Genomic DNA, 12,070 nt, shown 5'->3' with positions numbered 1-12,070 from the left:
ATGGCAAGGATGACGATGGTCGAGGCGATCCGCGACGCCATGGACGTGATGATGGCGCGGGACGAGAACGTCGTGGTCTTCGGCGAGGACGTCGGCTATTTCGGCGGCGTGTTCCGCTGCACGCAAGGACTTCAGCAGAAATATGGCAAGACGCGCTGCTTCGACACGCCGATCAGCGAATCGGGGATCGTCGGCGCCGCCATCGGTATGGCGGCCTACGGCCTCAGACCCTGCGTCGAGATCCAGTTCGCCGACTACATGTACCCCGCCTATGACCAGATCGTGTCCGAGGCGGCCCGGCTGCGCTACCGCTCCAACGGCCAGTTCACTTGCCCTTTGGTGGTGCGGATGCCGACTGGCGGCGGCATCTTCGGAGGCCAGACGCACAGCCAGAGCCCCGAGGCGCTCTTCACCCACGTCGCCGGACTGAAGACGGTCGTTCCGTCGAATCCCTACGACGCCAAAGGGCTTCTGATCGCCGCTATCGAGGATCCGGACCCGGTGATCTTCCTGGAGCCGAAGCGGCTCTACAACGGCCCGTTCGACGGCCACCACGACCGTCCCGTGACGCCTTGGTCCAAGCACGAGCTGAGCGAGGTTCCGGCCGGCTATTTCACCGTTCCCCTCGGCAAGGCGTCGGTGGTGCGCGAGGGAACGGCCGTCACCGTGCTCGCCTACGGGACCATGGTCTACGTCGCCCAGGCCGCGGCGGCGGAAACGAATGTCGATGCGGAGATCATCGATCTGAGGACCCTGCTTCCCCTCGACATGGACACCATCGTCGCATCGGTGAAGAAAACCGGGCGGTGCGTCGTCGTCCACGAAGCGACGCTCACATCCGGCTTCGGGGCCGAGCTCTCCGCGCTCGTCCAGGAAGCGTGCTTCTATCAACTGGAGGCGCCGGTCGCGCGCGTCACGGGATGGGATACGCCCTATCCGCATGCCCAGGAGTGGGACTACTTCCCGGGGCCGGCCCGGGTCGGACGCGCCTTGGTCGAGACGGTGGAGGGCTGAGATGGGTGAGCACGTCATCAAGATGCCGGACGTGGGCGAAGGCATCGCCGAGGCGGAGCTGGTGGAGTGGCACGTCAAGGTCGGCGACCTCGTGCGGGAGGACACGATCCTCGCCGCCGTCATGACCGATAAGGCGACGGTCGAGATCCCCTCTCCGGTCGAGGGAAAGATCCTGTGGCTCGGCGCCGAAGTGGGCGATGTCGTGGCCATCGGCTCGCCGCTGATCAGGCTGGAGGTGGAGGGCGAAGGCAATGCACCTTCCGCTCCCTCGGAGGTGCCGCGGCCTGAAAGGCCTGCCGCTGTGCCGCCGGCCGAGGCGCCGCAGCCCGCACCGGCGGAGAGTGGGCAAAGGTCGGCAGAGCCTGCCGAGCGGAAGGTGCAGGAGACGAAGCCGGTCCAGTCCCGCGCATCGGAGCCTCTCCCCATGCGGGCTGTCGCCAGGAGCGAAGGGGAGAAACCCCTGGCCTCTCCCGCCGTCCGGTTGCGGGCGCGAGAGGCGGGAATCGATCTTCGGCAGGTGCCGGGCTCCGGACCTGCCGGCCGGATCACCCATGAGGATCTGGATCGTTTCGTCGCGCACGGACGCCAGCCGGCGAAAGGCCCCGGGCTCGTACCGAACACCTCAGTCCAGGACATCAAGGTCATCGGCCTGCGGCGCAAGATCGCCGAGAAAATGGCGCTGTCGAAGTCCCGCATCCCGCATATCACCTATGTGGAGGAGGTGGACATGACGGCGCTGGAGGATCTGCGCGCCGTCCTGAACGGGCAGCGGCAGCAGGACCGGCCGAAGCTGACGATCCTGCCGTTCCTCATGCGCGCCATGGCTAGGGCCATCGCGGAGCAGCCGCACCTGAACGCGCTCTACGACGACGAGGCCGGGATCGTTCATCAGCACGGCGGGATCCATATCGGCATCGCCACCCAGACAGGCGCGGGCCTCGTGGTTCCCGTGGTCAGGCATGTGGAGGCGCGCGACCTCTGGAGCTGCGGCGCCGAACTCAACCGCCTTTCCGAGGCCGCGAAGGCGGGAACCGCGACGCGGGAGGACCTGACCGGTTCGACCATCACCATCACCTCGCTCGGCGCCTTGGGCGGCATCGTGACGACGCCGGTGATCAACCATCCGGAGGTCGCCATCGTCGGCGTCAACAAGATCGCGGTCCGCCCCGTCTGGGACGGCACGACTTTCGTACCGCGGAAAATGATGAATCTCTCGTCGAGCTTCGATCATCGGATCATCGACGGATGGGACGCGGCCGTCTTCATTCAGCGCATCAAGACGCTGCTGGAGACGCCGGCGCTGATCTTCATGGAAGGCTGAGCCGATGAAGGACATCTCCTGCAAACTGCTCGTCGTGGGCGCGGGACCGGGGGGCTATGTCTGCGCCATCCGCGCGGGACAACTGGGAATCGATACGGTCATCGTCGATCCCGGCAAGCCGGGGGGAACCTGCCTGAATGTCGGCTGCATCCCGTCGAAGGCGCTGATCCATGCGGCCGAGGAATACGAGAAGATCGTTCAGTGGGCCGAGGATGGGAGCCCGCTGGGCATTTCCGTGTCGAGGCCGGAGCTCGACCTCGCCCGCACGATAGCCTGGAAGGACCGCATCGTCGGGCGTCTCAACGGAGGCGTCTCGGGACTGCTCAAGAAGGCCCGGGTCAAGATCGTTCAGGGATGGGCGACGTTCCGGGACGGGAAGACGGTCGCGGTGGAGACCGAGACCGGCCTGCAGGTCATCCGGGCCGAGAACGTCGTGATCGCGACGGGCTCTGCGCCGATCGAGCTGCCCATCCTGCCTTTCGGCGGTCCCGTCATCTCGTCGACGGAGGCCTTGTCGCTCACAGAGGTGCCGAAGCGGCTCGTCGTGGTGGGCGGCGGCTACATCGGCCTCGAACTCGGCACGGCTTTCGCCAAGATGGGCGCGGGCGTCACCGTTGTGGAGGCGCAGCCCCGGATCCTTCCCCAGTACGATGCGGAGCTGACCCAGCCCGTTCTCAAGAGGCTGCGGGAGCTCGGCGTGGAGGTTCTCACCGGAGCGTCGGCGGCGGGGCTGGACCGGACCAGCCATTCACTGATGGTCAGGACGGCGGACGAACGCGACATCCGTCTGCCGGCGGACAGGATCCTCGTCACGGTCGGCAGGAGACCGGTGACGGAGGGGTGGGGGATCGAGCAACTCGTTCTCGACATGGACGGGCGCTTCATCCGGATCGACGACCGCTGCCGGACCTCCATGCGCGGGGTCTACGCCATCGGCGACGTCACGGGGGAGCCGATGCTGGCACACCGCGCCATGGCGCAGGGGGAGATGGTTGCCGAGATCGTCGCCGGTCATCCGCGGGTATGGGACAAGCGGTCCATTCCCGCCGTCTGCTTCACGGATCCGGAGATCGTTTCGGTCGGCCTCGGGCCCGAGGAGGCGCGCGCGGCCGGGCAGGAGGTGCGGGTCGGGCTCTTCCCGTTTTCCGCCAACGGCCGCGCCATGACGAAGCTCGGCGAGCAGGGCTTCGTGCGGGTCGTCGCCAGGGCCGACAATCACCTCGTCCTCGGGATCCAGGCGGTCGGTCACGGCGTGTCGGAGCTGTCCGCCGCCTTCTCCCTGGCCCTCGAGATGGGGGCCCGCCTCGAGGACATCGCCGGAACCGTTCACGCCCACCCCACGCAAGGAGAAGGATTCCAGGAGGCTGCCCTCAAGGCACTCGGCTACAGCCTCCACATCTGACGGTGGGGCGGAAGTCTCAGCCCGCGCGGGACAGGAGAAGGCCGGAGAAGATCAGCGTGGCGGCGAGGAGCCGCTGCCACGATACGGCATGGACCGGCAGCCCGAAGGCGCCCAGGGCGTCAAGGACGAGCGCGGCGACGAGCTGCCCGAAGACGAGCGCCGCGATCGTGCTCACGGCACCGAGCTTCGGCACGCCCCAGATCACGACGGCGACGTAGAAGGCGCCGAGCACGCCGCCGAGCCAGGACCACCACGGCGCTCCCGCCAGCGCTGCGCCCGTCGGCCAGGCCCCGCGTGCGAGTCCAATGACAGACAGCGCGAGGAAACCGATTCCGAACGAGATGCAAGCCGCCAGCAGGGGATCGCCCACCGCCCGCGCCAGGGAAGCGTTGACGGGCGCCTGGGCGGCGAGCATCGCTCCGCCGGCGACGATGCCGAGGAAGGGGAGCAGGATCGAGAGGTTCATGGCGGTTCTCCGAAACACGGATGGCTTCGAGGCTTCGGATTCTCAGTAGTGCGGAGGGGGCGGCTCGCTTCTGGGGGAGGTGCCGGCGCTCTCCTCCGCCTCCCGGACACGGTCGATCAGGTTCGCCACCTGCCGGGTGAGGGAGTCGATCTGCTTCCACTGCTCCAGAACGGCCCTGTTGAGATCATCGAGCGCCCGGTCCTGATAGGCGATCCGCATCTCCAGGGCGTCGATGCGGGCGTGCGGGTCTTCCATCTCGCTCATCGGCCAGTCCCCTTCGTATGGTGGGCCATGGAAGGCACCAGACCGTGCCCCAAGGCAACGCGCTCGTCGAAAACGAAGCAGGCGCCGTTCCAGCGGCTTTCGGATTCGGGAATCTCCTCAAGGTATCTCAGAATGCCCCCTTTGAGGTGATAGACGGCCTCGAAGCCGCGGGAGAGCATGAAGGCGCTGGCCTTCTCGCACCGGATGCCGCCCGTGCAGAACATCGCGACCTTCCTGTGCCTCCTCGGGTCGAGATCCCGCTCGACATAGGCGCGGAAGTCGCTGAAGCGGGAGAGGCCCGGATCGACGGCGTTCTCGAAAGTGCCCATCTCCACCTCGAAGCGGTTGCGCGTATCGAGCAGGAGCACCTCCGGATCGTCGACGAGGTCGTTCCAGGCGCCCGCCGCCACATAGGTGCCGACCGCGCGGGTGGGGTCCACCGATGGGTCGCCGATGGTGACAATCTCCTTCTTCAATCGGACCTTCATGCGTCCGAAGGGCAGGGTTGCGGCTCGCGAGAACTTCAGTTCCAGGTTGTCGAGCCGGCCACCGAACAGGCTCCCTTCCCGAAGTTCGGTCACGAGAGAGTCGATGCCTGCGCCCGGGCCGGCGACGGTCCCGTTGATCCCCTCCGGGGCCAGGAGCAGCGTCCCCTTCAGTCCCAGTCCTTCGCAGAGGTGCCGGAGCGGATCCCGCAGGCGCTGGAAATCGGGCAGGGCGACGAATTGATAAAGGGCGGCGACTTTGTACGTCATCGCGGTGAATTATCAGCCGGAGAGGCAGGGGGAAACCCTTTCCAGGCATCCGGAGGCCGGCGGGCTCTCCCTTGCCCGCGAGCGTCCGGACCCGCAGGGGCGCCCGTCTGGACCGATGACGGGCCGAGGTCCGGGAAACATGCGGCATGGTCGCTCGGTCTACCGGGGAGCCGTGCGGGAGGCCTCTCGAATGCGAGCGCCCGATTCCAGTTCATTCCGGCCGGTTTCCCGCCCGATCCGGATGATCGGTCGCAGTTGCATTCATCACTCCTTCATGATGGTAGATCTAGGTTCGAATGTGCTTCCGTATATCGTTGAGGAAGTGGCGTCCCGGCCATGATCTTGCTTTCCACCCTGGCCCTCGCGACCCTTTCGGAGAGAGGGCGCACGACCTGCCTTGCCGCCTTCGAGGCCGCGGCCGGCGCAAGCGAGCGCGGGCAGGCGGAGCGTCTGCGCCGCGAGCAGGACCAGGTGAGCTACCGGGTGTCCCACGGATTCCTCCGTCTGGCCCTCGCTTCGGAAGCGGGATGCATTCCCGAGGACATCGACATCCGCTTCTTTCCGGGTGAAAAGCCCGTATGCCCGGGCGGTCCCCATTTCAACATGAGCCATGCCGGGAACTGGGTGGTCGTCGCCGTCTCCCGCAGCAGGGAGGTCGGGGTCGACGTCGAGGCCCTTCCCCGAGACCGGGAGGCCTCTGTTCCGATGGCCGTCTCCCCGGAAGAGATGCCCCTTCTGCCTTCGCTGGCGGACAGGCGCGACCGGGCGGAGACGCTGCTCTGGTCGATCAAGGAAGCTGCCCTCAAGCTGACCGGCGAGGTCATGGTCGAGCCGGGGCACCTGGCCGTCCGTCCCGCGGGCGAGGGGCTGTTCCGGGTCGGTCCCGCCCGCGCCGCGACGGCTCCTGTCCGCGAGGCCTTCGTCCGTCAGATCCGTCTGGACGGCGAGCACGTCCTGTCCCTCGCCACCTATGAGGCGGTTCCCCTGTCTCAGATCGCGGCAATCCCGGATTGCTGGCGCGGCCCACCCGGGCCGAACATCGCAGCGCCGGCCATCCCACCCGTCGGGCATGCCCCGGAACTCCGCTCCTAGAGACAGCCAAACGTTGCTCCCATGAACAACCCCCTTCGCGGCCCCGCTCGTCCGGAACTCCTCCGGGACGAGGTTCTTTCCGAGATCTTCGGAGCCACGGCGCAGGCCTCTCCGGACCGTCTGGCCGTCATCGACGGCGACATCCGCCTGACCTATCGCATGCTGAAGGAGCGCGCCGACCGCCTGGCCGGCGGCCTCGTCGCGGCCGGGATCGGTCCCGGGGACGTGGTCGGCCTGTGGATGCCGCGCGGCTCCGACCTGCTGATCGCGCAGATCGCCATCACGACGGCAGGAGCCGCGTGGCTGCCCTTCGACGCGGAGGCGCCCGCCGAGAGGATCGGGGCCTGCCTCGCGGATGTGGGCGCAAAAGGGATCCTCGTGACCGATGGCTGGGAGGGGCGGGTCGCCTCGCTCGGCCTTGCGGTCTTTGCGCCGCGCCCGCTTGCCGCGGCCGGGGAGGAGACGGTCCCCGATCCGCGCACGCGCGGGCTCACCCCCGATCAGCCGGCCTATGTGATCTATACCTCCGGCTCCACCGGGAAACCCAAGGGAATCGCGGTCACCCACCGCAACATCTGCCATTTCTTGAGGGCTTCGAACGAGCTTTACGGCATCCATGCAGACGATATCGTCTTCCAGGGCTGCTCCGCCGCCTTCGATCTTTCGATGGAGGAGATCTGGGTGCCGTATCTCGCCGGCGCCTGCCTGTGGGTGGCGCGTCAGGAGCTCCTGAGCGATACGGAAGCGCTCGCCCGCGCCATGCGGGATGCGGGCGTCACGGTCATTGACACGGTTCCGACCCTGCTGGCCATGCTGGGCGACGACCTTCCGTCGTTGCGTCTCGTCATCCTCGGCGGCGAAGCCTGTCCTCCCGCTCTCGTCGCGCGCTTCGCGACGGGCGGGAGGCGCCTCGTCAACAGCTATGGCCCCACGGAGGCGACGGTGGTCGCCACCATGGCGGAGCTGAAACCGGGCGATCCGGTCACCATCGGCCGGCCGATCCCAAACTACACCTGCTATGTGGTGGACGAGGCCATGAACCTCGTGGCGCCCGGCACGCCGGGCGAACTCCTCATCGGCGGGCCGGGGGTCGCGAAAGGCTATGTGGGGCGGCCGGAGCTGACTGCGGAGAAGTTCGTCCCCAACCCGTTCTCTTCCGACGGCTCCGATCCGGTGCTGTACCGCTCCGGCGATGCGGTGACGATCGACGAGAACGGCCGCATCGTGTTCCAGGGGCGCATCGACGACCAGGTGAAGATCCGCGGCTTCCGGGTCGAACTCGGCGAGATCGAGAGCGTGCTGACGAGCTTCCCCGGCATCTCGCAGGCCGCCGTTGTCCTGCGTCAGGACGACGGCATCGACCGCCTCGTGGCCTTCCTTCTGCCGCAGCGGGGCGTGCAGCCCGATCCGACCCAGCTGCGGTTGGCGCTCCACGAGCGCCTGCCGCCTTACATGGTGCCGGCTCATTTCGAAACCGTGTCCGATCTTCCGCGTCTCGCGGCCTCCGGCAAGGTCGACCGCAAGGCACTCAAGACCCTGCCTCTGACGGCCCCCATCGTCGTTCTCGACCAGGACGAGCCGGCCACGGCGACGGAGGCGGCGCTGCTTGCGGCGGCGAAGCGCGTCTTCCCCAACCAGGCCGTTCCGCTGGAGGCGGACTTCTTCCTGGATCTCGGCGGGCATTCGCTCCTTGCCGCCCGCTTCGTCTCCTTCGTCCGCGAGAAGCGGCAGCTGTCGTCGATCACCTTGCAGGACGTCTATACGGGCCGCTCCCTGCGGCGGATCGCGGAGCGCCTCGATGCGCGGCTCGCGGAGGAGGAGGCCGGCGCCTCGGCCATAGGCTTCGAGCCTCCCCCGCTCCTGCGCCGCATCCTCTGCGGCCTCGCGCAGGCTGCGGCGCTTCCGCTCCTGCTCACCCTGATGTCGGCGCCGTGGCTGTGCATCTTCATCAGCTACACCCTGATCAGCGGCGACGATGCCTCCTTCTTCCAGGACACGGCGTTGATCTTCGCCGCGTACATGATGGTGAACGTCTTCACGACCTTCTTCGCCATCGGCGCGAAGTGGCTGATCATCGGCCGCATCAAGCCCGGCCGGTATCCGCTCTGGGGCGTGTACTACTACCGACTCTGGCTCGTGCAGCGGCTCCTGAGCCTCGTTCACATGAAATGGTTCCAGGGCTCGCCTGCGATCCGCATCTATCTGCGCCTGCTCGGGGCGAAGGTGGGGAAGGAGGCTCTGATCGCGGAGATCGACGCCGGCGCGGTCGATCTGGTCACGATCGGCGATCATGCCAGCATCGGCGGGAAAGTGACCATATCCAATGCTCGGGTCGTCGGGAACGAACTGATCGTCGGCCCGGTCGAGATCGGCCGGGACGTCTCGATCGGCTCGTCCTGCGTCATCGAAGAGGACGTGATCATCGGCGAGGGGGCGGAACTGGCGGACCTGTCGTCCCTGCCGTCCGGCACCAGGGTCGGTTCCTGGGAGGCCTGGCGCGGCTCCCCCGGCAGGAAGGTGGCGGATCTCGATCCGGCGCACCTGCCGCCTCCCGCGCAGGCCGGCAGGATCCGCAGGAGTCTGCTGCCAGTCTTCTATGTCGCCATGCTGGTGATCGCGCCCCCGATCGCCCTGATCCCGATCGTCCCCGCCTTCCACCTGATGGAGGTCGTCGACACGGTCATCAACCCCATCGTCGGCATTCACTATCTCTACTACATGCCGTTCCTGGCCATGCCGGCCGCGGCGATCATGATCTTCGCCACCGTCCTGCTGATCGCAGCCATCCGGTGGATCGTGCTGCCGCGCCTCAAGGCCGGCGTGTACTCGGTGTACAGCGGGCTTTATGCGCGCAAGTGGGTCGTCGGCCTGGCCACGGAAGTGATGCTCGACGTCCTGTCCTCGCTTTTCGCGACGGTCTACATGCGCGCCTGGTACCGCCTGATGGGCGCCAAGATCGGCAAGGGATCGGAGATTTCCACCAATCTCGCCGGACGGTTCGATCTTATCGACCTTGGAGACCAGAACTTCATCGCGGACGATGTCGTCCTTGGCGACGAAGAGCTGCGCAGGGGGTGGATGACGCTCGATACCGTAAAGACCGGTTCGCGCGTGTTCATCGGCAACGATGCCGTCGTGCCGCCCGGCTATGCCATCGACAGCGGCGCCCTGATCGGCGTCAAGTCGAAACCGCCGGAGGGCGGCAACGTCGGGGCGGACGAGACGTGGTTCGGCTCCCCGCCGATCAAGCTTCCGGTCCGCCAGCGCTTTAATGCGGCGGTGAGCGATACCTACGAGCCGCCGCGCCGCCTCAAGATCGTGCGCGCCCTGTTCGAGGGCTTCAACATCACCCTGCCGACTGCGCTCTTCATCACCTTCGCCACGATGGCGATGGAGATCCTGGCTCCGGCGGTGATCCAGAAGCAATGGGGAGCGGCCCTTGCGCTCTGCGTCGCTGCGAGCGTTGTAATCGCCGTCGCCCAGCTCCTGACGGCGGCTGCCTACAAGTGGCTGTGGATGGGGGTCTACCGGCCGACCATGCACCCCATGTGGTCCTGGTGGGCCCTCCGCACGGAGGCCGTGGCCGTGATGTACTGGGGCATGGCCGGCAAGGGCATTCTCGACCACTTCCGCGGAACGCCGTTCCTCCCCTGGGCCCTGCGCCTGTTCGGAACCAAGACGGGCAGGGGCATCTACATGGACACCACGGACATCACGGAGTTCGACTGCGTCACGATCGGCGACTATTCGGCGATCAACGCCAATGCCTGCCTCCAGACGCATCTCTACGAGGATCGTCTGATGAAGGTCGGACGGGTCCGGGTCGGGACGGGCGTTTCGGTCGGTTCGGGCTCGACCGTCCTCTACGATACGGAGCTCGGCGATTTCTCCAAGCTCGGTCCGCTGACGCTCGTGATGAAGGGCGAGTCGATTCCGGCGGGGGGTGAATGGTGCGGTTCGCCGGCCCAGGTCCGCAGCCGAGGTCCGGCGCCGAAGCCCGAAAAACTCGAGATTGCCTGAAGCCGCCTTGGGCGAGACGGGCATGAAAGGGGTGAAGGCGCGGCAGAAGCCTGGGCAGGCGCCGCCCTTCGGGTCTTCGGCGTCGCCGGAAATGCGACGCACAAAGGCTTGGGAAGCGGCTTGCGATTTCACCGAAGCGCAAGCCGGTTCAAGGCTTTTCTTCCCGCCTGCCGGGGAGATGCTAAACTGGGCTGAGACGAACCGGGACGTTCCGCATGTCGCCTGAAGAGGATCTGGATCCCGAGCGGCAGAGCCCTGCCGTCGCACCGAAGAAATCGGGTCTTCTCAAGGTGCTCGGGCCTGGCCTGATCACGGGCGCCTCCGACGACGATCCCAGCGGGATCGCCACCTACAGCCAGGCCGGTGCGCAGTTCGGGTATGCGCTGTCCTGGGTGATGCTCTTCAGCTTCCCGCTCATGACGGCGGCGCAGATGATCAGCGCCCGCATCGGCCGCACGACGGGCCGCGGCATCGCCGGGAACCTGCGAAAACACTATCCCAACTGGCTGCTCCAGGTCGTCGTCGTGCTGCTGCTCGTGGCCAATACCATCAATCTTGGCGCCGATCTCGGGGCGATGGCCGACGCGGTCAATCTTCTGCTTCCCGGAGCAAGGCCTGCCTACATTCTGCTCTTCGCAGGGATCTGCATCTACATGCAGGTCTTCATGCAGTACACGCGCTACGTGATGGTCCTGAAGTGGCTGACGCTGGCGCTCTTCGCCTATTTCGCGGCCGTCATCGCGGTCCAGGTCGATTGGGGCGTCCTTGCCGTGCGCCTGCTCGTGCCGAGGATCGAGTGGAACGAGGCCTATCTCACCACCATCGTCGCCGTGCTGGGAACGACGATCAGTCCTTACCTCTTCTTCTGGCAGTCCGCCGAGGAGGTGGAGGACATCGAGGCCTATCCACGGCGCAGAAGGCTGCGGCGGGCGCCCGAGCAGGGCAAGGCCGCCCTGCACCGGATCGAGGTCGATACGATCGTCGGAATGGCCTTCTCGAACCTCGTCGCCCTGGCGATCCTCGTGACCACCGCCGCCTCGCTCCACGCCCATGGGATCACCGACATCGCGACCTCGGCCCAGGCCGCCGAAGCCTTGCGCCCCATTGCCGGCCGGTTTGCGTTCTGGGTGTTCACCATCGGCATCGTGGGCACGGGCCTCCTGGCCGTGCCGGTCCTCGCCGGTTCGGCGGCCTATGCCATCGGCGAGGCGCGCCGCTGGCCCATCGGGTTCTCCCGCCGGTGGCAGGAGGCCAAGGCCTTTTATGCGACGGTGGCGCTTGCCACCCTCGTGGGCATGGCATTGACCTTCACGCAGATCGACCCGATCAAGGCTCTTTACTGGAGCGCCGTCCTCAACGGGATAATCGCGGTACCGGTCATGGTCACGATGATGCTGATGGCCTCCCGCCAGGATATCATGGGCCGTTTCGCCATCCGCGGCTGGCTGCGCCGCTGGGGTTGGATCTCGACGGCCGTCATGGCCATCGCCGTCCTTGGAATGTTCGCCACTTCCCTTTGAGCGGACCCGGCAGCGCAAGGAAACCCTTGACGAAACCCGCCGCGAGGCGCATGTCCATCGCAGCCGCCTCCCTCTGCCCAGGCAGACCGGCGGCCCCACAGGAACCATGACCATTATGCCAAGCGACAGTCACAGTCGATTGACCGTGCCGTCCCCGCCTCGCGCAGGCGCCTGATCGCTTGATCGGCTCACCTGCGACCGGGCTGCGACGGCCGG

Annotated in this window: 9 protein-coding genes; 6 read left to right on the top strand and 3 right to left on the bottom strand. The window is 66.9% G+C overall.

Annotated features, from left to right (window positions below):
• From GDR74_RS15415 to lpdA, 3 genes are read left to right on the top strand one after another with little or no spacing between them, the layout of a single operon-like run.
• Window positions 1-1,014 carry an alpha-ketoacid dehydrogenase subunit beta gene (locus GDR74_RS15415; RefSeq protein ID WP_152587123.1) on the top strand — a complete coding sequence of 338 codons (1,014 nt, stop codon included), beginning with the start codon at window positions 1-3 and terminating at the stop codon, window positions 1,012-1,014.
• Between the two features lies 1 nt (window position 1,015).
• Window positions 1,016-2,335, top strand: a complete 1,320-nt coding sequence (locus tag GDR74_RS15410; RefSeq protein WP_152587122.1) for a dihydrolipoamide acetyltransferase family protein — start codon at window positions 1,016-1,018, stop codon at window positions 2,333-2,335.
• 4 nt (window positions 2,336-2,339) lie between these two features.
• A complete protein-coding gene (gene lpdA, locus GDR74_RS15405) occupies window positions 2,340-3,737 on the top strand; it encodes a dihydrolipoyl dehydrogenase (RefSeq protein ID WP_152587121.1) in 1,398 nt (465 codons plus the stop codon).
• A 16-nt stretch (window positions 3,738-3,753) separates the two neighbouring features.
• Here lpdA and GDR74_RS15400 read toward each other — a convergent pair whose 3' ends face one another.
• From GDR74_RS15400 to trhO, 3 genes are read right to left on the bottom strand one after another with little or no spacing between them, the layout of a single operon-like run.
• Window positions 3,754-4,203 carry a DMT family transporter gene (locus GDR74_RS15400; protein WP_152587120.1) on the bottom strand — a complete coding sequence of 150 codons (450 nt, stop codon included), beginning with the start codon at window positions 4,201-4,203 and terminating at the stop codon, window positions 3,754-3,756.
• 42 nt (window positions 4,204-4,245) lie between these two features.
• Window positions 4,246-4,467 (bottom strand): SlyX family protein, encoded by a 222-nt coding sequence (locus GDR74_RS15395; RefSeq protein ID WP_425486932.1) that lies wholly within the window; start codon window positions 4,465-4,467, stop codon window positions 4,246-4,248.
• Window positions 4,464-5,222 carry an oxygen-dependent tRNA uridine(34) hydroxylase TrhO gene (gene trhO / locus GDR74_RS15390; protein WP_152587119.1) on the bottom strand — a complete coding sequence of 253 codons (759 nt, stop codon included), beginning with the start codon at window positions 5,220-5,222 and terminating at the stop codon, window positions 4,464-4,466. The genes GDR74_RS15395 and trhO overlap by 4 nt, the downstream gene beginning before the upstream one ends.
• Before the next feature lie 336 nt (window positions 5,223-5,558).
• Here trhO and GDR74_RS15385 point away from each other — a divergent pair, with 336 nt between their 5' ends.
• The 3 genes from GDR74_RS15385 to GDR74_RS15375 all read left to right on the top strand — a co-directional run bounded on the left by GDR74_RS15385 (window position 5,559) and on the right by GDR74_RS15375 (window position 11,854).
• On the top strand, window positions 5,559-6,314 hold the full coding sequence (locus GDR74_RS15385) for a 4'-phosphopantetheinyl transferase family protein (RefSeq protein WP_152587118.1): 756 nt from the start codon (window positions 5,559-5,561) through the stop codon (window positions 6,312-6,314).
• A gap of 21 nt (window positions 6,315-6,335) precedes the next feature.
• The gene (locus GDR74_RS15380; RefSeq protein ID WP_152587117.1) at window positions 6,336-10,334 is read left to right on the top strand and encodes a Pls/PosA family non-ribosomal peptide synthetase; all 3,999 of its coding nucleotides are present in this window, start codon (window positions 6,336-6,338) and stop codon (window positions 10,332-10,334) included.
• 215 nt (window positions 10,335-10,549) lie between these two features.
• The gene (locus GDR74_RS15375; protein WP_152587116.1) at window positions 10,550-11,854 is read left to right on the top strand and encodes an NRAMP family divalent metal transporter; all 1,305 of its coding nucleotides are present in this window, start codon (window positions 10,550-10,552) and stop codon (window positions 11,852-11,854) included.
• The last annotated feature ends 216 nt before the right edge of the window (window positions 11,855-12,070 follow it).

Source organism: Microvirga thermotolerans, from assembly GCF_009363855.1.
Lineage (GTDB): Bacteria > Pseudomonadota > Alphaproteobacteria > Rhizobiales > Beijerinckiaceae > Microvirga > Microvirga thermotolerans.
Note: the sequence above shows the minus strand (reverse complement) of the source record. Positions and strands in the feature narration are given on the sequence as shown.

Bases quoted from the DNA above. Each gene is read 5' to 3' on its own strand.
- GDR74_RS15415 (WP_152587123.1), top strand. From the start codon at position 1: ATGGCAAGGATGACGATGGTCGAGGCGATCCGCGACGCCATGGACGTG.
- GDR74_RS15410 (WP_152587122.1), top strand. From the start codon at position 1,016: ATGGGTGAGCACGTCATCAAGATGCCGGACGTGGGCGAAGGCATCGCC.
- lpdA (WP_152587121.1), top strand. From the start codon at position 2,340: ATGAAGGACATCTCCTGCAAACTGCTCGTCGTGGGCGCGGGACCGGGG.
- GDR74_RS15400 (WP_152587120.1), bottom strand. From the start codon at position 4,203: ATGAACCTCTCGATCCTGCTCCCCTTCCTCGGCATCGTCGCCGGCGGA.
- GDR74_RS15395 (WP_425486932.1), bottom strand. From the start codon at position 4,467: ATGAGCGAGATGGAAGACCCGCACGCCCGCATCGACGCCCTGGAGATG.
- trhO (WP_152587119.1), bottom strand. From the start codon at position 5,222: ATGACGTACAAAGTCGCCGCCCTTTATCAATTCGTCGCCCTGCCCGAT.
- GDR74_RS15385 (WP_152587118.1), top strand. From the start codon at position 5,559: ATGATCTTGCTTTCCACCCTGGCCCTCGCGACCCTTTCGGAGAGAGGG.
- GDR74_RS15380 (WP_152587117.1), top strand. From the start codon at position 6,336: ATGAACAACCCCCTTCGCGGCCCCGCTCGTCCGGAACTCCTCCGGGAC.
- GDR74_RS15375 (WP_152587116.1), top strand. From the start codon at position 10,550: ATGTCGCCTGAAGAGGATCTGGATCCCGAGCGGCAGAGCCCTGCCGTC.